The organism is Arthrobacter tecti, assembly GCF_054511355.1.
Genome location: NZ_JBTNCT010000004.1, coordinates 103,409 through 122,316, shown reverse-complemented (window position 1 = coordinate 122,316; position 18,908 = coordinate 103,409). Strand labels below are relative to the sequence as shown.

General features: G+C 63.8%; 20 protein-coding genes. 12 read left to right on the top strand and 8 right to left on the bottom strand.

Going from position 1 to position 18,908, the window contains the following annotated elements; genetic code table 11:
- The first annotated feature begins 77 nt into the window (after window positions 1-77).
- The gene (locus ACX80C_RS07015; RefSeq protein ID WP_459325649.1) at window positions 78-1,268 is read left to right on the top strand and encodes an acyl-CoA dehydrogenase family protein; all 1,191 of its coding nucleotides are present in this window, start codon (window positions 78-80) and stop codon (window positions 1,266-1,268) included.
- 30 nt (window positions 1,269-1,298) lie between these two features.
- On the opposite strand, the gene ACX80C_RS07010 is transcribed toward ACX80C_RS07015, so the two are convergent.
- Window positions 1,299-1,829 carry a M23 family metallopeptidase gene (locus ACX80C_RS07010; RefSeq protein WP_459325648.1) on the bottom strand — a complete coding sequence of 177 codons (531 nt, stop codon included), beginning with the start codon at window positions 1,827-1,829 and terminating at the stop codon, window positions 1,299-1,301.
- Between the two features lie 407 nt (window positions 1,830-2,236).
- On the opposite strand from ACX80C_RS07010, the gene rpsB reads away from it, so the two are divergent.
- The 6 genes from rpsB (at window position 2,237) to ACX80C_RS06980 (ending at window position 7,340) form a co-directional block, all read left to right on the top strand.
- Window positions 2,237-3,163, top strand: coding sequence for a 30S ribosomal protein S2 (gene rpsB / locus ACX80C_RS07005; RefSeq protein WP_459325646.1), 927 nt, complete (start codon window positions 2,237-2,239; stop codon window positions 3,161-3,163).
- A 116-nt stretch (window positions 3,164-3,279) separates the two neighbouring features.
- Window positions 3,280-4,116, top strand: coding sequence for a translation elongation factor Ts (tsf, locus tag ACX80C_RS07000; protein WP_167992057.1), 837 nt, complete (start codon window positions 3,280-3,282; stop codon window positions 4,114-4,116).
- A 163-nt stretch (window positions 4,117-4,279) separates the two neighbouring features.
- Window positions 4,280-5,017 carry a UMP kinase gene (pyrH, locus tag ACX80C_RS06995; RefSeq protein WP_459325644.1) on the top strand — a complete coding sequence of 246 codons (738 nt, stop codon included), beginning with the start codon at window positions 4,280-4,282 and terminating at the stop codon, window positions 5,015-5,017.
- Between the two features lie 110 nt (window positions 5,018-5,127).
- Window positions 5,128-5,685, top strand: a complete 558-nt coding sequence (gene frr, locus ACX80C_RS06990; protein ID WP_167992063.1) for a ribosome recycling factor — start codon at window positions 5,128-5,130, stop codon at window positions 5,683-5,685.
- Window positions 5,685-6,680 (top strand): phosphatidate cytidylyltransferase, encoded by a 996-nt coding sequence (locus tag ACX80C_RS06985; RefSeq protein WP_459325642.1) that lies wholly within the window; start codon window positions 5,685-5,687, stop codon window positions 6,678-6,680. Before frr ends, ACX80C_RS06985 begins: the two co-directional genes overlap by 1 nt.
- A gap of 81 nt (window positions 6,681-6,761) precedes the next feature.
- Complete coding sequence (locus ACX80C_RS06980) at window positions 6,762-7,340, top strand: DivIVA domain-containing protein (protein WP_459325641.1); 579 nt, start codon at window positions 6,762-6,764, stop codon at window positions 7,338-7,340.
- 19 nt (window positions 7,341-7,359) lie between these two features.
- Here the strand turns inward: ACX80C_RS06980 and ACX80C_RS06975 are convergent, their stop codons facing one another.
- The 4 genes from ACX80C_RS06975 to ACX80C_RS06960 are packed head-to-tail and all read right to left on the bottom strand — an operon-like array spanning window position 7,360 to window position 11,181.
- Entirely contained in the window at window positions 7,360-8,820 is a 1,461-nt protein-coding gene (locus ACX80C_RS06975) for a sodium/solute symporter (RefSeq protein WP_459325881.1), read from the bottom strand.
- An 11-nt stretch (window positions 8,821-8,831) separates the two neighbouring features.
- Entirely contained in the window at window positions 8,832-9,212 is a 381-nt protein-coding gene (locus ACX80C_RS06970) for a DUF485 domain-containing protein (RefSeq protein ID WP_459325640.1), read from the bottom strand.
- 5 nt (window positions 9,213-9,217) lie between these two features.
- On the bottom strand, window positions 9,218-9,937 hold the full coding sequence (locus ACX80C_RS06965; protein WP_167992073.1) for a LytR/AlgR family response regulator transcription factor: 720 nt from the start codon (window positions 9,935-9,937) through the stop codon (window positions 9,218-9,220).
- A gap of 41 nt (window positions 9,938-9,978) precedes the next feature.
- Window positions 9,979-11,181: a sensor histidine kinase gene (locus ACX80C_RS06960; protein WP_459325639.1), complete on the bottom strand. Its 1,203-nt coding sequence runs from the start codon at window positions 11,179-11,181 to the stop codon at window positions 9,979-9,981.
- Window positions 11,182-11,355: 174 nt separating this feature from the next.
- Between ACX80C_RS06960 and ACX80C_RS06955 the strand changes: the two genes are divergently transcribed.
- On the top strand, window positions 11,356-11,733 hold the full coding sequence (locus ACX80C_RS06955; protein WP_459325637.1) for a DUF485 domain-containing protein: 378 nt from the start codon (window positions 11,356-11,358) through the stop codon (window positions 11,731-11,733).
- Entirely contained in the window at window positions 11,730-13,349 is a 1,620-nt protein-coding gene (locus ACX80C_RS06950) for a solute symporter family protein (protein ID WP_459325635.1), read from the top strand. The genes ACX80C_RS06955 and ACX80C_RS06950 overlap by 4 nt, the downstream gene beginning before the upstream one ends.
- A 57-nt stretch (window positions 13,350-13,406) precedes the next feature.
- Here ACX80C_RS06950 and ACX80C_RS06945 read toward each other — a convergent pair whose 3' ends face one another.
- From ACX80C_RS06945 to ACX80C_RS06935, 3 genes are all read right to left on the bottom strand, one after another.
- Window positions 13,407-14,060, bottom strand: coding sequence for a hypothetical protein (locus ACX80C_RS06945; protein ID WP_459325634.1), 654 nt, complete (start codon window positions 14,058-14,060; stop codon window positions 13,407-13,409).
- Window positions 14,061-14,075: 15 nt separating this feature from the next.
- Window positions 14,076-14,495: a DUF4383 domain-containing protein gene (locus ACX80C_RS06940; RefSeq protein ID WP_459325632.1), complete on the bottom strand. Its 420-nt coding sequence runs from the start codon at window positions 14,493-14,495 to the stop codon at window positions 14,076-14,078.
- 112 nt (window positions 14,496-14,607) lie between these two features.
- Window positions 14,608-15,078 (bottom strand): Lrp/AsnC family transcriptional regulator, encoded by a 471-nt coding sequence (locus ACX80C_RS06935; protein WP_167992088.1) that lies wholly within the window; start codon window positions 15,076-15,078, stop codon window positions 14,608-14,610.
- Window positions 15,079-15,282: 204 nt separating this feature from the next.
- On the opposite strand from ACX80C_RS06935, the gene pdhA reads away from it, so the two are divergent.
- The 3 genes from pdhA to ACX80C_RS06920 are packed head-to-tail and all read left to right on the top strand — an operon-like array spanning window position 15,283 to window position 18,826.
- Window positions 15,283-16,419 carry a pyruvate dehydrogenase (acetyl-transferring) E1 component subunit alpha gene (gene pdhA, locus ACX80C_RS06930; RefSeq protein WP_459325630.1) on the top strand — a complete coding sequence of 379 codons (1,137 nt, stop codon included), beginning with the start codon at window positions 15,283-15,285 and terminating at the stop codon, window positions 16,417-16,419.
- Window positions 16,419-17,435 carry an alpha-ketoacid dehydrogenase subunit beta gene (locus ACX80C_RS06925; protein ID WP_459325629.1) on the top strand — a complete coding sequence of 339 codons (1,017 nt, stop codon included), beginning with the start codon at window positions 16,419-16,421 and terminating at the stop codon, window positions 17,433-17,435. The genes pdhA and ACX80C_RS06925 overlap by 1 nt, the downstream gene beginning before the upstream one ends.
- An 8-nt stretch (window positions 17,436-17,443) precedes the next feature.
- Complete coding sequence (locus ACX80C_RS06920; RefSeq protein ID WP_459325880.1) at window positions 17,444-18,826, top strand: dihydrolipoamide acetyltransferase family protein; 1,383 nt, start codon at window positions 17,444-17,446, stop codon at window positions 18,824-18,826.
- Window positions 18,827-18,908: the final 82 nt, after the last annotated feature.

The window sequence follows — 18,908 nt, the reverse complement described above, 5'->3', positions numbered from 1 at the left end:
AGGGGTTCGTACCAACGCGGTGCGGACCGCGGGTGCCCAGTGATGGCGCCGAATGACTGCCAGTGAGGAATGTGTCCATGGGTGCACCCGTAATTGACGCCGACAACCTTCCCTACGCGGACGGTGACTTCTACGCCTTCGAGGAGCTGCTCAGTTCCAAGGAACGCGACCGGCTGCATGAGGTCCGGGACTGGTTGGCCGCTGAAGTCCGCCCGCATGCCGCCCGCTGGTGGAACGAGGGAGAGTTCCCACACGCGCTCATCCCGCGGATAGCGGAGCTCGACATCGTGAGCCCGGTTCGCAGACTGGGCTATTCGAATCTGTTCGCGGGCTTGCTGCATGCCGAATTCACGAGGGCGGACACCTCGGTGGCCACGTTCATGGGTGTGCATGACGGACTCTTCACGGGGTCGATCGAGACCCTCGCCTCGCCCGAGCAGCAGGCGGTGTGGCTTCCGGACATCTATTCCATGAAGAAGATCGGCGCCTTCGGCCTGACCGAGCCACTGGGCGGCTCCGACGTTGCCGGCGGCACGCGCACCACGGCCGAGCGCGACGGCGACAGCTGGGTCCTCAATGGAGCCAAGCGCTGGATCGGCAATGCGACGTTCTCCGACTGGGTGGTCATCTATGCCCGGGACATCGCGGACAACCAGGTCAAAGGCTTTTTGGTGGACACCTCCCTGCCCGGTTACAGCGCCACGAAGATAGAGAACAAGATCGCACTGCGCAGCGTCCAGAACGCCGATATCGTGCTTGACGGAGTGCGCATCGGGGATGAATTCCACCTGGCCGGTGCCAACAGTTTCAAGGACGCCAACAAGGTGCTGCGGATCACCCGTCTCTCGGTGGCCTGGCAGGCAGTGGGCCAGCAACTGGCAGCGTTCGATGTGGCTCGCCGTTACGCGGTGGAACGCCAACAGTTCGGTCGCCCGCTGGCATCCTTTCAGCTCATCCAACAACAGTTGGTGGAAATGCTCGGCAACACGGTGTCCTCGCTCGGAATGATGGTTCGGCTCGCTCAACTGGCAGACAACGGCGGGGCCCGCGATGAGCAGTCTGCGCTGGCGAAGGCGTTCACCACGGCCCGCATGAGGGAGACCGTGGCGCTTGGCCGCAGTATCCTCGGCGGCAACGGCATTGTCACCGATTATGAGATGGCCAAGATCTTCGCCGATGCCGAAGCAATCTACTCGTATGAGGGCACCTACGAGATCAATTCGCTGGTTACGGGGCGCGCTATCACGGGTATGGCGGCTTTCCTGTAGCCCTGTAGCGCAGTCCTGTGTGCAGTGTCGCTAGCCCGGGGTGGTCATTGGAAGCAGGATGGACGGCCGCCGGTCAGTGACGAAATTCAACGGATTGACGTACTCACCGTGCTCCCGGACGCCCCAGTGCACGCAGTCCCGGGGGCAGTGCGGTTCGCTGCTGAGGTGTCCCACAGCATCACCTGCGCTGACCACCGTGCCCTCCGCCAGGAGGGCAGTCACCGGTTCGAAGCTGCTGAGGAGGCCATCGCCGTGGTCGATGGTGATGACGGGTCTGTCCACCACCTTTCCGACGAAGACCACGACGCCGTCCGCGGGACTGGTGACCAGACTGCCGGCCGAAGCGCCGAGATCCACGCCGCGGTGGCCGGCCATCCAGCGCTCCGGCGGGCGGTCGAAGGGGCGCAGCACGGGTGGGGGCCCGTCCAGGGGCCAACCCCAGGTGGCGTCGGCGGGGACTGGGGCTGCATGGCCCGGCAGCACCGGGGCGACAATGCTGAACAAGGCAGCGACAAAGAGCGCGCCTACGCGGTGGCGGGTTGTCTTCTTCTGGTTTCTCACCCCTTCAGCCTGGCTCCTGCGGTCCGGGGCTGCTCATCGTCGTTCGCGTATGTGGATAAATTCAGCCGAACGCCGGTGCCTGTGCAGGAGGACCGCTAGATCGGCCGGGCATAGTTGCCCGAGGGCTGTAGTACACTTGACGAAGCAGTTTTCCGCGTTTTGGCGTGCCATGATTCGCAAAGCTGACTACGCGTGCCCCGATTCGCATGCGCACATCCCGAGCCTTCTGTAAAGCAGTTCGGAATGGACGCGGGCGAGCATCCTTCCAGCGGTCCGGAGTAATCCGGTTGGAAGAGTGGTCTTACCTGACTGACGGGCACCAGGAACCCCCGCACCTTGAGCGGGATATCAACCGTCAAACAGGCAGTCCTAGAGCAATGCCTATGCTGCCCAAAGAAAGGAACGGCATGCCAGTCGTTACCATGCGCCAGCTGCTTGACAGCGGCGTCCACTTCGGTCACCAGACCCGTCGCTGGAACCCGAAGATGAAGCGCTTTATCTTCACCGAGCGCAACGGAATCTACATCATTGACCTGCAGCAGTCGCTGTCCTACATCGACCGCGCCTACGAGTTCATCAAGGCCACCGTTGCACACGGTGGAACTGTGCTTTTCGTCGGAACCAAGAAGCAGGCACAGGAAGCCATTGCCGAGCAGGCAATGCGCGTTGGCCAGCCCTACGTCAACCAGCGCTGGCTGGGCGGTATGCTCACCAACTTCCAGACTGTCTCCAAGCGTATCCAGCGCATGAAGGAACTCGAAGAGATCAACTTCGAGGACGTAGCCGGTTCCGGGCACACCAAGAAGGAGCTCCTGCTGCTTCAGCGTGAGCTGACCAAGCTTGAGAACAACCTCGGCGGCATCCGTAACCTCACCAAGGCTCCCTCCATCATCTGGGTTGTGGACACCAAGAAGGAACACCTCGCCATCGACGAGGCCAAGAAGCTCAACATCCCGGTTGTGGCCATCCTGGATACCAACTGCGATCCGGACGAGGTCGATTTCCCGATCCCGGGTAATGATGACGCCATCCGCGCCGTCAACCTCCTGACCCGCGTTGTAGCCGACGCCGTTGCCGAGGGCCTCATCGCCCGCAACAACCGTGCGTCCGGCAATGATGCAGCAGCCGTCGAAGAGCCCCTTGCTGAGTGGGAGCGCGAACTGCTCGAGGGCAGCACCGCTGAAGAAGCACCAGCTGCCGAAGCACCTGCAGCCGAGGCACCCGCAGCAGAAGCCCAGGCCACCGAAGCACCCGCGACCGAAGAAGCTCCGGCTGCTGAGGAAGCACCTGCGGCTGAAGAGGCTGCGGAAGCTGAGAAGAGCGAGAGCAAGTAATTCTTGCTTGACGGGGTGCGGGACGCGAAACCCGCACCCTTTCGCTTGTGCCGGGCAGGTGCCCGGCACATGATGCGAACAATCTTGACGAGAAAACCACATCTGAGGAGTTTCAAATGGCAAACTACACTGCCGCTGACATCAAGGCCCTCCGCGAGCGGACCGGCGCCGGAATGATGGACGTGAAGAAGGCTCTGGACGAGGCCAACGGCGATGCCGAGAAGGCTATGGAGCTCATCCGCATCAAGGGGCTCAAGGGCGCCACCAAGCGTGAGGGACGCTCCACCGCCGAGGGACTCGTTGCCGCGAAGGTCGACGGAAACGTCGGCGTCATGGTCGAGGTCAATTGCGAGACGGACTTCGTGGCCAAGGCTGGCCCGTTCATTGAGTTCGCCAACAAGGTGCTCGCGGCCGCTATCGATTCCGGTGCTTCCGACGTTGAAGGCGTGCTCGCCCACACCGTCGACGGCAAGCCTGTTTCGGAGCACGTCATCGAAGCCGGCGCCCTGCTTGGTGAGAAGGTCGACATCCGCCGCGTTGCACGCGTCGAGGGTGCCATCGTAGATGCCTACCTGCACAAGACCTCCAAGGATCTTCCGGCCCAGGTCGGCGTTCTCTTCGCCGTTGAGGGAAGCGGGAACGGCGCGGCCGAGGCTGCTCACGACGTCGCCGTCCACATCGCTGCGTACTCGCCGACCTACCTCACCCGTGAGGATGTCCCTGCCGAGCTCGTGGAAACCGAGCGCCGCATCGCCGATGAAACCGCACGCGCTGAAGGCAAGCCTGAAGCTGCACTGCCGAAGATCGTCGAGGGTCGCCTCACCGGCTTCTTCAAGGAGGGAGTCCTGGTGGACCAGGCCTTCGCCAAGGACGCCAAGAAGTCCGTTGCACAGGTGCTCAAGGACGCGGGCGCCGAGCCCAAGGAATTCGCTCGATTCCGGGTGGGTGCGTAACCCTCGCGGGCTGCACATTGTTTGAGATGATGGAGGGGCGGTCGCCACGGTGGCCGCCCCTCCATCATGTCCGCAGGAACACCGCTAGAGCCCCAATCACCACCGAAGTTCCAACGCTGACACCCACATAGACACGCAGGCAGCACAGCCTTCAGGAGGCATCATGGAAGAGTACGAGACGACCGCCCAGGGCGAATCTTCAAAGCGGCGCGTTCTGCTGAAATTGTCGGGTGAAGTCTTCGGCGGGGGAAAGCTCGGCGTGGATCCGGAAATGGTGCGGGGCATCGCCAAGCAGATCGCTGCAACCATCGGACAGGTCGAGGTTGCCATTGTGGTGGGCGGCGGAAACTTCTTCCGGGGAGCGGAGCTCTCCCAGAGCGGCATGGACCGGTCCCGCGCGGACTACATGGGCATGCTCGGCACGGTGATGAATTGTCTTGCCCTCCAGGACTTCCTGGAGCAGGCGGGCGTTGAAACCCGAGTCCAGAGCGCCATCACCATGGGTCAGGTGGCCGAAGCGTACATTCCGCGCCGGGCCATCCGACACCTCGAGAAGGACCGCGTAGTAATCTTCGGTGCCGGTGCCGGACTGCCCTATTTCTCGACCGACACAGTGGCCGCCCAGCGCGCGCTGGAGGTGCGTGCCGACGTCGTTCTCATGGCGAAGAGCGGTGTGGATGGTGTCTACACGGCGGATCCCCGCAAGGACCCGACCGCCCGCAAGCTCGACTCCCTTTCGTACGACGACGCCCTCCGCCAGGACATTCGGGTCATGGACCAGACGGCGATGACCATGTGCAAGGACAACAACCTTTCAATGGTGGTCTTCGGCATGGAAGGCGAAGGCAACGTGACGAGTGCGATCATGGGCGAGCGGATCGGAACAACAGTCACGGCCTGAGCCCGGCGGCCACACGTGCCGTTCAACACATGAGCGCGCCCGGCGTGAACTAGGATTATCAACTGAATCGGACGCTTCAACAGCAGCGGATTTCGAACAAAGGAGAAATCGTGATCGAAGAGACTTTGTCAGACGCCACAGACAGGATGGACCGCGCGGTCGAAGCGGCGAAGGAAGACTTCGCAACGGTGCGCACAGGCCGGGCCAACCCGTCACTGTTCGCCAAGGTCATCGTCAACTACTACGGCTCGCCCACTCCGTTGCAGCAGCTCGCCTCCTTCCAGAACCCCGAAGCCCGCACACTGCTGATCACGCCGTTCGACCGTTCGGCCCTGTCGGAGATCGAGAAGGCTCTGCGGGATTCTGATCTGGGAGCCAACCCGTCGAATGATGGCAACATCATCCGCGTTGTCCTTCCCGAGCTGACCGAGGAACGCCGCAAGGAATACGTCAAGCTGGTGCGTGGCAAGGCTGAGGACGCAAAGATCCAGATCCGCAACATCCGCCGCAAGGCCAAGGACGGCATCGACAAAGCCGTCAAGGACGGCGACGCCGGTGAGGATGACGGGGCGAGGGCAGAAAAGGATCTCGACGCCCGGACGAAGTCCCACACGGAGAACATTGACGACATGCTCAAGCGCAAGGAAACCGAGTTGCTCGAGGTCTGATGAGCGATCCCCAGCCTTCAACCGAGGCTGGCCGTGCACCTGAGCCTGACGCTGAACAACAGGTGCACGCCGGTCCGGCGCCCACCGGCGTCCTGCCCGGCAGACGTGCCCTCCGAAAGGCTGAAACCGAGCGTCGGAGTCTGTTCCGCCGTCGATCATCCTCGGCGGAAGCGCAGCAGGCCTCCCGCGCCGGGCGAAATCTTCCTGCCGCTATCGGAGTGGGCCTCGCGCTCCTGATCTCAGTACTGGTCGGAATGTTGTTCCTGCCGATTGCCTTCGTCGCGCTGGCAACCATGTTCGGTGTGGTCGGAGTGTGGGAAGTAGCGCGCGCCCTTGAGGTCCGGCACATAAGCGTACCGCTGGTCCCTGCTGTGGCGGCCGCTGTCGCCATGCCGTTCGCCGCCTACCTTGGTGGGCCTGAGGCGCTGTCCTACGCCGTCGTTGTGTCAGTGACGGCGTTGGTACTGTGGCGTTGCCTGGATCCGGCGCCCGACGTCGCGCGCAGCGCCATGGCCGGAACTTTTGTGCTGTTGTGGATACCGTTCCTGCTGAGCTTTGCGATGCTGCTGCTACATGAGCCCTCCGGCTCGCTGAAAGTCGCAACCTTGCTCCTGCTGGTGGTGGCAAATGACACCTTTGGCTATCTGATCGGTGCCTTCTTCGGCAAGCATCCGATGGCTCCGCGGATCAGTCCCAAGAAATCGTGGGAAGGCTTCGCGGGATCGGTAGGCGGCGCCATGCTCATCGGTGTGCTGGCGGTGGTTTTCCTGCTGGAGCGGCCGTGGTGGGTCGGCATCCTGCTCGCGGTAGGGGTTGTGGCAGCTGCAACGGCCGGCGACCTCGCGGAGTCGATGATCAAGCGGGAACTTGGTGTGAAGGACATGAGCAGTATCCTCCCGGGGCACGGTGGCGTGATGGACAGGTTGGATTCGATCGTCTTCGCTTCGCCGGTTGCCTTCCTACTGTCCGTTACATTGGTACCGGGAGCCCTTTAGTTAAAGCCGATGCGCACCTGTTGACGCGCTGTTTGCGCTTACACGCACGCATCGCGACGGAAAAGAGAGAAACACCCAACCATGGATGGAGCACGCAACGGCAGCTCGCCGTTCGCCCGCGTCGGACGGCGGGATTTCGGTTATAACGCCCGGCAGGTTGACCGCTTCCTGACCGAAGCGCGCAGCTACTACAACTCCGACGGCGCCGACGGCGATCCGATCACCAGCTCGGACGTGCGCACCATGGCCTTTGATCCCGCGCGCGGAGGTTATGAACCCCAGGCTGTTGACGCGGCGCTGGACCGGCTGGAGGATGTCTTCGCGCAGCGGGAACGCGATGCCCTCATCGACTCAAACGGCGAAGAAGCCTGGTTGATGCAGATAGGCCGCATTTCCGCTGTACTGCGCAGCAGGCTTCACCGGCCGCCGGGGGAGCGGTTCCGGCGTCCCTCACGCAGGAACTCGCCCAGCTACAACGTCGACGACGTCGATGCGCTCTGCAACGAGCTGCTCGGCTACTTCGAAAATGATATGCCTCTCAGCGTTGATGTGGTCCGCAGGGCGGTGTTCCGGGAATCCGTTGGGGAGGAAGGCTACGAGGAGACGCAGGTTGATGCGTTTCTGGACCGCGTGGTCGAACTGATGGCCGCGATCGACTGATTGGAGCCCTGCTGGCACCTCACAATGCTTCGGGTGTGTGAAGCCGGGCCAGAACCCGCGATGTGTTGGCCGGTCTACGCCGCGCCGTGAGCAGCGACACCGCGATGGTTACCGCAAACGCGGACGGGACGGTCCAAAGCGCCGGCTGCTCGAGCCAGTGCGGTGCCCGACCGGGTCCCATGCCCGCAGCGGCAAGGATTGACCCGCCGCACAGTGCGGCTCCGGAAAGCATGCCCGCGATCGCTCCGGCGTCGGTCAACCCGCGCCACCAGATGCCAAGCAGCAAAAGAGGGCAGATGGTCGAGGCTGTGAAAGCGAAGACCATGCTCACGCTGCCGGCCAAAGCAAGGGTGTCAGTGAGCAGGGCGAAGCCCAGCGGGATGAGCGCGGAGATGATCGCGGCCCACCTGAAACCGGACACGCTGCCGCGGAAGAAGTCCTGACTCACGACGCCGGCTAGCGAAACCACGAGGCCGCTCGAGGTCGACAGGAACGCGGCAAACGCCCCCGCAGTTACGAGAGCGGAAAGAAGGTCTCCGGCGGCGCCGTCGAAAATGCGGCTTGGCAGGAGCAGGACCGTGGCATCCGCAGCGCCGCGGACCGCAAGATCCGGTGTGTGGATCCTGCCAAGCACGCCGTAGAGCGTGGGGAAAAGGTAGAAGACCGACAGCAGTCCGAGCACAATCAGCGTAGTGCGGCGGGCTGAGGGTCCATCCGGGTTGGTGTAGAACCGCACCAGTACGTGCGGCAGCCCGAGTGTCCCGAAGAGCAGGGCGATCACCAGGGAAATGTTCTGATAGAGGGATGCACCTGCAGTGGCGTTGAGCGCGGAATCGAAGACGGCGCCGTCGTCGGTCAACGCCTCGCCGCTGCCGGCGAGCTGGATCAGGATGAAGACGATCGGCACAGCAATTGCAGTAAGTTTCAGCCAGTACTGGAAGGCCTGAACGAAGGTGATGGAGCGCATGCCGCCGGTGACGACGCTCAGGCACACCACAACGACGACGGCGACGGAGCCCACCCAGGACGGCAGGCCGGTGGTGATGCGCACCGTAAGTGCCGCGCCGTGAAGCTGGGGCACGATGTAGAGCCACCCGACCGCGATCACGAGCAGGCTGGTGACCCTGCGGACGTTGCGTGAGTCCAGGCGGGCCTGGGCGAAGTCGGGGATCGTGTACGCGCCGGAGCGCCGCAGGGGAGCGGCCACGAACAAGAGCAGCATCAGGTACCCGGCCGTATATCCGATCGGGAACCAGAGCGCATCGACGCCCGAGAGCAGGATGAGCCCGGCCACCCCGAGGAAGCTGGCCGCGGAGAGGTATTCACCGCCGATCGCTGAGGCATTCCACCACGGCCGTACAGTGCGGGATGCAACGTAAAAGTCGCCGGTCGTGCGGGAGATCCGCAATCCGTAGATGCCGATCAGCACGGTGGAGAGGGCTACGAGCACCAGCGAGACGTATCCGACCACAGGATTCAGTTCCGGGAAGGTCATTGATCGTCCACCAAATCCCGGAAGCGCTGTTCAATCCGCCCCGCACTGCGGACGTAGAGTGCGCCACAGCTGATCACCAGGGGATAGATGCCAAGGCCCAGCAGCAGCCACGGCACGGGCACGGTCGCGATTGTCCAGGTATTGATGACGGGAAACACCGTGATCAGCACCGGGATGCCGACCAGGATGATCAGGAAGCCGGACGCAACCACCACTGCCAGGCGCAGTTGCGAGCGGATCAGCGAGCGCACAAAAAGCTCGCCGACGTCCGAGTGCTCAGCCAACTCGCGGGCTACGGGATAATTGGTGACGGGGTCGGAGCTGATGGTGGGTGCGGTGACCCGCACCCGGCCCCCTTTGGGCGCAGGCTCTGCCATCAGGCTTATTGCCCTGGCCTCAGACGGGTTTCTTCCAGTTTCCCGCGGACCTCGGCCAGGTGCCTTCTGCTGACGGGAAGTTCGGCGTCGCCCACCAGCACGCTGGCCCGGCCTGTTCCCAGGCGCACCTGTTTAACCTGATCCATCGCCACCAGGTACGAGCGGTGCGTTCGGAGGAAACCCGCCTCCGCCCACTGCCGTTCAAGATCGTTCAACGGGATCCGGATCAGGTAGCTGGCCTCCGCTGTGTGTAGCCGTGCATAGTCGCCCTGTGCCTGCACATAGCGGATCTCGTCGCGGCGGATCATCTTGCTGACCCCGCCCTGATCAACCGTAATGACCTCCGGCGGGCTCGCTCCATCCTCCATGAGCTCGCAGATGCGCCGTACAGACTCCGTGAGCCGCTCCGCGCGGATGGGCTTCAGGAGATAGTCGACAGCGCGAAGCTCGAAGGCCTCGAGCGCACGGTCTTCATCCGCCGTGACGAAAACGACGGCGGGAGGCCGGCTGAAGCGCGAGATTACCCTGGCGATGTCCAGCCCGGAGAGCGAGGGCATGTGAATGTCCAGGAACAGGGCGTCAATCGGGTTGCCCTGGAGGATCCGCAGCGCTTCGGCGCCGCTCGAGGCCCGGTGAATTGCTGTGATGCGGGCGTCTTTCGAAAGCAAGAATCCCAGCTCGGCGAGTGCCGGAAGCTCATCATCGACGATGACAACGTTGACCATGGTCCCAGATTACGCTCCCGGAACAGACGGTCCGGGATCGGTCAGGTTTGGTGGGCGGGTTGGGATTTCGGGATCCGGAGTGTGATGAGGGTTCCGGCGCCTGGCGCGGTGTCGATGATCAGTCCGTGGGAATCGCCGTAGACCTGGCGCAGGCGTGAATCGACGTTCCGCAGGCCTACATGAACCCCATCCAGGTGATCTGCGAGCACGGCCCGCAGGCGTTCGGGATCCATCCCCACGCCGTCGTCCTCGATGGTCACTTCGGCGTAGGCGCCGGCGTCGTGCGCGGTGATCGTGATGTTGCCGTTGCCGTCCCTGGAATCAAGCCCGTGGCGAACGGCGTTCTCCACCAGCGGCTGCAGGCTGAGGAAGGGGATCACGGTGCTGAGTACCTCGGGTCCGATTTGCAGGCTCACCTTCAGCCTGTCGCCGAACCGTGCACGCTCGAGGAGCAGGTAGCGGTCGATGGATTTCAGTTCTTCCGCGACTGTGGTGAAGTCGCCGTGGCGCCGGAAGGAATAGCGCGTGAAGTCGGCGAATTCGACAACGAGCTCCCGCGCACGCTCCGGGTCCGTATTGATGAACGAGGCGATGGCGTTCAGCGAGTTGTAGATGAAGTGGGGGCTGATCTGAGCCCGCAGCGCGCGGACTTCGGCTTCCATGAGCTGGGTCCGGGAGGAATCCAGTTCCGCGAGTTCAACCTGCGTGGCCACCCAGGCGCCAACCTCGTTTGTTGCCCGGATGAGGCCCGCATTAACGGCTGCGCCGAAGACGCCGACGGTTCCCACGATCCTGCCGCTCACCCGGATGGGTGCGATGACGGCGTCGTTGAGGTCCGTGCCGCCGCCCGCGCCGGTTGTAGTGCCGCGCAGCTGAGCCTCACGGAAAATTTGGGTACGCCCGCTTGCCAGCACCTCCCGGGCCAGAACCAGAACGCCCTCGGGCGCCGTGCCGGCGCCGTCCCAGGCGAGGATTCCGTTGGTGTCGGTGATCAGCAGCGCTTCGGAGCGCAACAGCCCGCGCAGGTGCCGGCTTGCCTTGGTGGCGCCGGTGGGGGTCAGACCGGCACGCAGGTGCTCCGAGGCCAGGGCAACCGTATGCAGGGTTGCGTAGGTGGCACGGTCAGCATCGGAGCCAAGATCACGGTAAGAGCGGGAGAACTTGAATCCCAGAACCGCGACCACGGCCAGGGTGATCACGACGACGGCGGCCACCAGCGCGACGTCGGCGGCGGGGCTCAGCATGGCTCAAGGGTAGCGCCGCCGGGCCCGGAACCCGTGAACCGTTCGTCGCAGCAGGAAGCCGTTCACCGCAGGTACTGCTCCGCTGGGCGATACACGCCGGGCAGGGCCTTGGATTAGCCCGCCCATCTGCCCGACAGTGATGGGAGTCACACACTTCAATGGAGGAGAAAACTCATGGGTCACGACCCGTCCGCCCCCGGCGCCGCGCAAGCGGCTGCTGTGGATTTCACCGAGGTCCAGCAGCGGCCCGCGTTCAAGGAGTTGAGGAAGCGCCACCGAAGCTTCGTCTTCCCCATGGCAGCGGCCTTCCTGCTGTGGTACTTCCTGTACGTGCTGCTCGCCGACTATGCGCACGAATTCATGTCGACGCCTGTCTTCGGCCACGTCAACATCGGCCTGATCCTTGGGCTGGCGCAATTCGTCAGCACTTTCGGGATCACCATGTGGTACGTCAGCTACGCCAACAAGCGCCTCGATCCCATCGCAGAGGAACTGCGTAACGATCTCGAGGAGCAGGCTCCCGATGTCTTCCACGAGGGAGGTTCCAAGTGAGGCAGTACCTGCCGCTGCAGACAGTCGAAACCACGACAGTCGGCGAGCCCTGGCTGAACATCACCATCTTCGGATTGTTTGTTGCCATCACCCTGGTGATCGTGCTGCGGGCGAGCCGCAACAACAAGACAGCTGCAGACTATTACGCAGCGGGCCGATCCTTCACCGGACCACAGAACGGCACCGCCATCGCGGGGGACTACCTCTCCGCGGCATCTTTCCTCGGCATCGTGGGGGCCATCGCCATCAACGGCTATGACGGCTTCCTGTACTCCATCGGATTCCTCGTTGCCTGGCTCGTGGCACTCCTCCTGGTCGCTGAACTCCTTCGCAACACCGGCAAGTTCACCATGGCCGATGTGCTCTCCTTCAGGTTGAAGCAGCGCCCGGTCCGCATCGCGGCGGCGATCACCACGCTCGCCGTCTGCTTCTTCTACCTGCTGGCGCAGATGGCCGGAGCCGGCGGCCTGGTGTCGCTCCTCCTGGGGATCGACGACCGCGTGGGGCAGTCGCTGGTGATCACCGTCGTCGGCGCGTTGATGATCCTTTATGTGCTGATCGGCGGCATGAAGGGCACCACCTGGGTCCAGATCATCAAGGCCTGCCTGCTGATCGCAGGTGCGTTCGTGATGACAATCTGGGTCCTCGCAATTCACGGATTCAACCTCTCAACGCTGCTGGGCGCGGCCATCGAAACCGCGGGTAATCCGGACATCACCGGACCGGGACTCCAATACGGCGCAACCGGAACCTCGCGCCTCGACTTCGTGTCCCTGGCGCTGGCCCTGGTCCTTGGAACTGCAGCCCTGCCTCACGTTCTGATGCGCTTCTACACCGTGCCCACTGCCAAGGAAGCCCGCCGCTCAGTTGTCTGGGCCATCTGGCTGATCGGTGCGTTCTACCTGTTCACCCTGGTGCTCGGCTACGGCGCCGGAGCCCTGATCGGCGCCGACCGCATCAACGGAGCTCCAGGAGGCGTGAACTCTGCGGCGCCGCTGCTCGCGTTCGAACTGGGGGGACCGCTGCTCCTCGGCATCATTTCGGCGGTTGCGTTCGCCACTATCCTCGCGGTGGTGGCCGGTCTGACCATCACAGCGGCTGCATCCTTCGCACACGATATCTACGCAAACGTGGTGCGGCGGGGCAAGGTCGATCCGGACGGCGAAGTGAAGGTGGCGCGCCGCACCGTCGTCGTTATCGGACTCCTGTCGATTGTCGGCGGGATCGGCGCGCAGGGCCAGAACGTGGCCTTCCTGGTGGCACTGGCCTTCGCCGTTGCGGCAAGCGCCAATCTGCCAACGATCATCTACTCGCTGTTCTGGAAGAAATTCAACACCCAGGGGGCGCTGTGGAGCATGTATGGCGGACTCGGCGCTGCGATAGTCCTCATCGCTTTCTCCCCGGTGGTGTCCGGCGGTGAGAAGTCGATGATCCAGACCGCGGACTTCGCCTGGTTCCCTCTCAGCAATCCCGGCATAGTTTCGATTCCGCTGGCATTCTTCCTCGGCTGGCTGGGTACCGTCCTGGCCAAGCGCACGGAGGATTCGCAGAAGCAGGCTGAAATGGAGGTGCGTTCGCTGACCGGTGTCGGCGCCGAGAAGGCGGTCGATCACTAGCGGCAAAAGAAGCAGGGCCGGAACTTGAGGTTCCGGCCCTGCTCTCGTGTTTGGACGTCAGTGCCCGGGATGTTCCCCGGGAACCGGAGGCGTCCCCGGAGTTGTACCGTGCTCGCCGTGCGGCACCGCGAAGTCTCCGGCGGTGGAAGCGGCGAGTCCCGGCGTCGTAATGGCAGCAACAACGAGCGCTGCGCCGAAAAGGACACCAAGAAGCTTGCCGGGTGAGGATTGAATGCCCCGCTCGGCGGTTCGGCGCAGTGCGCCCTGGCAGCAGAGTTGGAGCAGCAGGAGGGCGAGGGCGCACGCGAGCGTCAGGTCGAACCGGCGTAGGTCCGACGGCGCCAGGAGTGCTCCCCAGGTGAGCGCGCCGAGAACGACGGCGGCAACTAACGGCAGCGCGCGCCCGACCGTGCGCAGCACTCCGGCGAGCACGCGACTTGCCGGATCTTCCCCGCGCAGGGCCGCGAGCCCTGAAAACGTGTGCAGCAGTGCCCATCCGCCCGCTGCCGTTCCGGCAAGGATGGCCGTGGGAGTTCCGCCTGGTTCGAGCAGCGCACTGGCGGCGAGTGCAAAAAAGCTGAGTCCGGCGCCGAGTGCGGCGAAGGCTGCAAAGAGGCGGAGGAACTCGCCCAGCAGCGGTCCTTCCGCCGTCGAACCGGCGCCGGGTCGTGGAGCCGAGACCTGCTGCTCCACGACCGCGACACTGATCATTTCCGCAACTGCCGGTTACGCGCTGTGTGCGCGGGTGCCGGAGGTGCGTACAGCCTTGTCCTGGGAAAGCCCGACGCCCAGCAGGATCACTGCGCTGGCAAGGTGCAGTACGTTGTCGGCACCGTTCAGGGCGATGATGTTCAGCGAACTGCCCACCAGGAAGAGGCCGAGGACGCCCACCAGCAGGTAGACGGCACCGACGGCGGTGTTGACGCCCTTCGCAGCGCTGACGGAATTCAGGCCTGCGAGCAGAAGCGCGGCGCCGATGGCAAGGTGGATGACATTGTGGAGCGGGTTGACTTCGAAAACGATGAGCGTATTGCCCTCGGTCGCGAAGAAGCCCACACCGGCGGTGACGAAGAATCCGAGGACGCCGACCAGCAGGTAGACGGCGCCGAAGACGGTTGCCACGAGGCGGTTCGGTGAGGTGCGCATGATGGTGCCTTTCTGGTAATCCCCCGGTCCCTATGTGTCCGGAGGAGCTCCGCGAAGGAGCTTTGCCCTCAATTCGGCCCAGCACCGCTTCCGGATGGCTCGGGCAGGCAAACTACTCCTCGGAACCCCTTTCCAACAGCGGTTCCATGCGGTAAGGGATGAGTTCGTGCATCGCCAGGGAAGTGTCGCACCGTTCAACGCCGTCACACGCAAGGATTTTTCCGTTGATCCGGAAGAGGTCCTCAGCATCCACCGAGACCACCCGCACCAGGATGTCCGCCTGGCCGGTGAGGCCGTGGGCTTCCAGGACTTCAGGGATGTCATCGAGCTTTTCGGTGATGGCCGCGAGCTTTCGCTGGTCCACGTGGACCTGGATGAAGGCAGTCAGCGGGTAGCCGAGTGAAGCCGGATTGATGCGGCGTTCGAAGGAGAGAAACACGGAATTCTTCTCCAGGCGCGCCATGCGTGCCTGGACCGTGTTGCGGGAGAGTCCCAGCTTCTGGGCGAGCGCGACCACCGTTCGCCGGGAGTCGCGGGCGAGGGCAAGGAGGAGCCGTGCGTCGGTACTGTCCAGGGGCTGCATAGTGCGCAACGGTAGCACGGGCGGGACGCACCAAACAGAGCACAATGCTCAGTGAAATCGGATTCGGTTGTGCCAGGTGGCTTGCGTGAGTATGGTCACAGTAACAACGGGCAATGGCGCCCCCGCCCCGCTGTGCTGACCTGGACACGGCTCGCAGGTGCGTGCAAGACCGCCTGAGACGCTATTGAGAAGGATGTGTGAATCGTGCCTCTGAACAACAGAGTGGATGCGGATCCCGACGAGCTGGTGCAGCTCATCGGCCCCAACGGCGAACGTCGGGAGAACGCGGATTATGACCGCTGGGTAACCGATGTGGACGGCCCTGCACTGCAGGCGCTGTATGAAGACATGGTGGTCATCCGTCGGATCGATGCCGAGGCCACAGCACTCCAACGCCAGGGAGAGCTGGCGCTATGGCCGCCGCTGCTTGGCCAGGAGGCCGCGCAGATCGGTTCCGGCCGTGCGCTGCGCGAGGATGACTTCGTCTTTTCGAGCTACCGCGAAAACGGTGTCGCGTACTGCCGGGGCGTGGACCTCACTGACCTCCTGCGCGTCTGGCGCGGCAATGCCTCTTCCGGCTGGGATCCGTACGGAATCAACATGGCCACCCCGCAGGTCATCATCGGAGCGCAGACGCTCCACGCCACCGGTTACGCCATGGGCATTCTGAACGACGGCGCGGATGCAGTTGCCGTGACGTACTTCGGCGACGGCGCCACCAGCCAGGGTGACGTCAATGAAGCAATGGTGTTCGCTGCCAGCTACCAGGCTCCGGTGATCTTCTTCTGCCAGAACAATCACTGGGCCATCTCGGAGCCGGTCGGCCTGCAGGCGCACGTCCCGATTGCCCACCGTTCCCCCGGTTTCGGTATCCCCTCGGTCCGCGTTGACGGCAACGATGTACTGGCCTGCCTCGCGGTGACCCGCGAGGCACTGGACCGCGCGCGCACCGGCGGTGGACCGACCTTCATTGAAGCGGTTACCTACCGCATGGGTCCGCACACCACGGCGGATGACCCTACGCGCTACCGCGACGCCAATGAACTCGAGGACTGGGCTGCCAAGGACCCGATCGCACGTCTGGCCGGTCTGCTCGATTCGGAAGGTTTGCTGGCGGCTGAGGTGACAGATGCTGTGAAAGCCAAGGCCGACGACGTCGCAGCCCGCCTGCGCGAAGGCTGCATCTCCATGGCGGAGCCGGAAGCGCTCGATGTCTTCAAGCACGTGTACAGCGAACCCAACTCGTGGCTGGCGCGCCAGCAGGACCAGTATGAGCAGTACCTCGCCTCGTTCGAATCCTCGAATTCTGATTCGACGGAACTCACGGAAGGGAGCCGCTGATGTCCACCATGACTTTCGGCCGCGCCATCAACGCAGGCCTGCGCAAGGCAATGGAGAATGACCCGAAGGTTGTCCTCATGGGCGAGGACATCGGCAAACTGGGCGGTGTCTTCCGAATCACCGACGGATTGCAGAAGGACTTCGGCCAGCATCGCGTAATGGATTCCCCGCTCGCGGAATCCGGCATTATGGGCACCGCGGTGGGGATGGCCTACCGGGGCTACCGCCCGGTGATCGAAATCCAGTTCGACGGGTTCATCTACCCGGCGTTTGACCAGATTGTCTGCCAGGTAGCCAAACTGCATTACCGCACACAGGGTGCGGTGAAGATGCCGTTGACCATCCGCGTGCCGTTCGGCGGCGGCATCGGTTCCCCGGAGCACCACTCCGAGTCGCCGGAAGCGTACTTCACGCATACTTCGGGGCTGCGCGTCATCAGTGTCTCCAACCCGCAGGATGCCTATGTGATGATCCAACAGGCGATCGCAAGTGACGATCCCGTCCTGTACTTCGAGCCGAAGCGCCGCTACCACGTCAAGGGCGAGGTGGATGAGAGCGTGGACATCACGGCGTCGAGCATGAATGATGCGCGCGTGGTGGTCGAAGGCAGCGACGTCACTCTCGTCACGTACGGGCCGCTGGTGCCGACTGCGCGCGACGCCGCGACCGCCGCGTCCGACGACGGCGTGTCGGTCGAGGTCATCGACCTCCGCTCGCTCGCGCCGATCGACTTCGCCACCGTAGAGAAGTCGGTGCGCAAGACCGGCCGTCTGGTGATCACGCACGAGGCAGCGCAATCGGGCGGACTTGGCGCGGAAATCGCGGCCAGCATCACCGAGCGGTGCTTCTACCACCTGGAGCATGCACCGGTGCGCGTCACCGGATTCGACATCCCCTACCCCTATTCCAAGCTCGAGTTCCACCATCTTCCCGACCTCGACCGGATACTGGACGGAGTGGACCGTGTTCTCGACCGGCCCAACTCCCTCAGCTCACAAAGCGGACTGGAAGGATAGTGGCCCCGTTGATCAAGGAATTCCGACTACCGGACCTGGGTGAAGGCCTCACCGAATCGGAGATCGTCAGCTGGCATGTGGCTGTCGGTGACACCGTGGAGCTCAATCAGGTCATCGCGGACGTTGAGACGGCGAAGGCTGTCGTCGAGCTCCCTTCGCCCTACGCCGGCGTGGTGGCCAAGCTGCATGAGCAGCCGGGCACCGTGGTGGAGGTCGGTTCGCCGATCGTCTCCTTCGACATTCCGGGCGGCGAGTCGGAAACGGCAGCGGAGCCCGACGACGACGCCGCGCCGGCCAAGCGCGAACCGAACCTCGTGGGATATGGTGCCGCAGTTGAAAAGTCCGGCCGGCCCACACGGCGGGCGCGCCGCGGTGCCGCGCCGACGCTACCCGCCAAACCCGCCGATGCCCCGACCGTCGATGAGGCGGAGCCTGCAGCGGTACAGGACTCCTTCTCACCTACTGATCCGGAGCCGGAGGCACCCGCCAACTCAGGCGGAGCCTCCGCTGAGCGGCCGCGGTCAACACCGCCCGTGCGCAAGCTCGCGCGGGATCTGGGTGTTGACCTCGGCACACTCCAGGGGTCCGGGCCCCAGGGCCTGATCACCCGGGACGATGTGATGGCTGCACAGGGCGGCCAGGATGAGCCCGCGGACGCATCGGCCCCTGCGGCACCTACCGCTTCGACCGAACGGGAAACCCGCACCCCGATCAAGGGCGTGCGGAAGCATACTGCGGCCGCAATGGTAACGAGCGCGTTCACCGCGCCGCATGTCACCGAGTTCCTCACGGTGGACGTCACGGAGTCCATGGAGCTGCTCGCGAGGCTGAAGTCGAGCCGTGCGTTCGCGGATGTCCGCATCAATGTGCTTACGCTGGTCGCCAAAGCCCTGTGCATAGCGCTGGACCGCAACCCGACGCTCAACTCCCGCTGGGACGAAGCGGCCCAGGAGATTGTCCAGCACCACTATGTGAACCTTGGCATCGCGGCGGCAACTCCGCGTGGGCTGATGGTTCCGAATATCAAGGACGCCCAGGCGCTGGGCCTGCGCGGGCTTGCGGACGCGCTGAAGAACCTCACGGACACTGCCCGTGCGGGCAAGACCAGCCCCGCTGACCTCTCGGGCGGCACCATCTCGATCACCAATGTCGGGGTCTTCGGGATCGACGCCGGTACGCCGATTCTCAACCCGGGGGAGGCCGCAATCCTCGCCATGGGGTCGGTGCGGAAGATGCCTTGGGAACATCGGAACGAGATCGCCCTGCGGCAGGTCATGACGCTCAGCCTGTCCTTCGACCACAGGCTGGTTGACGGCGAGCAGGGATCGCGGTTCCTCGCGGACCTGGGAACAATCCTGTCCGATCCGGGTATGGTCCTCACTATGGTCTAGTTGGACCATTTACCTCGGAAGTTTTGTGCAGCTATGGTGGTTTCCACGCCGTCGAACTCACCAGAGCTGCACAAAACTTCCC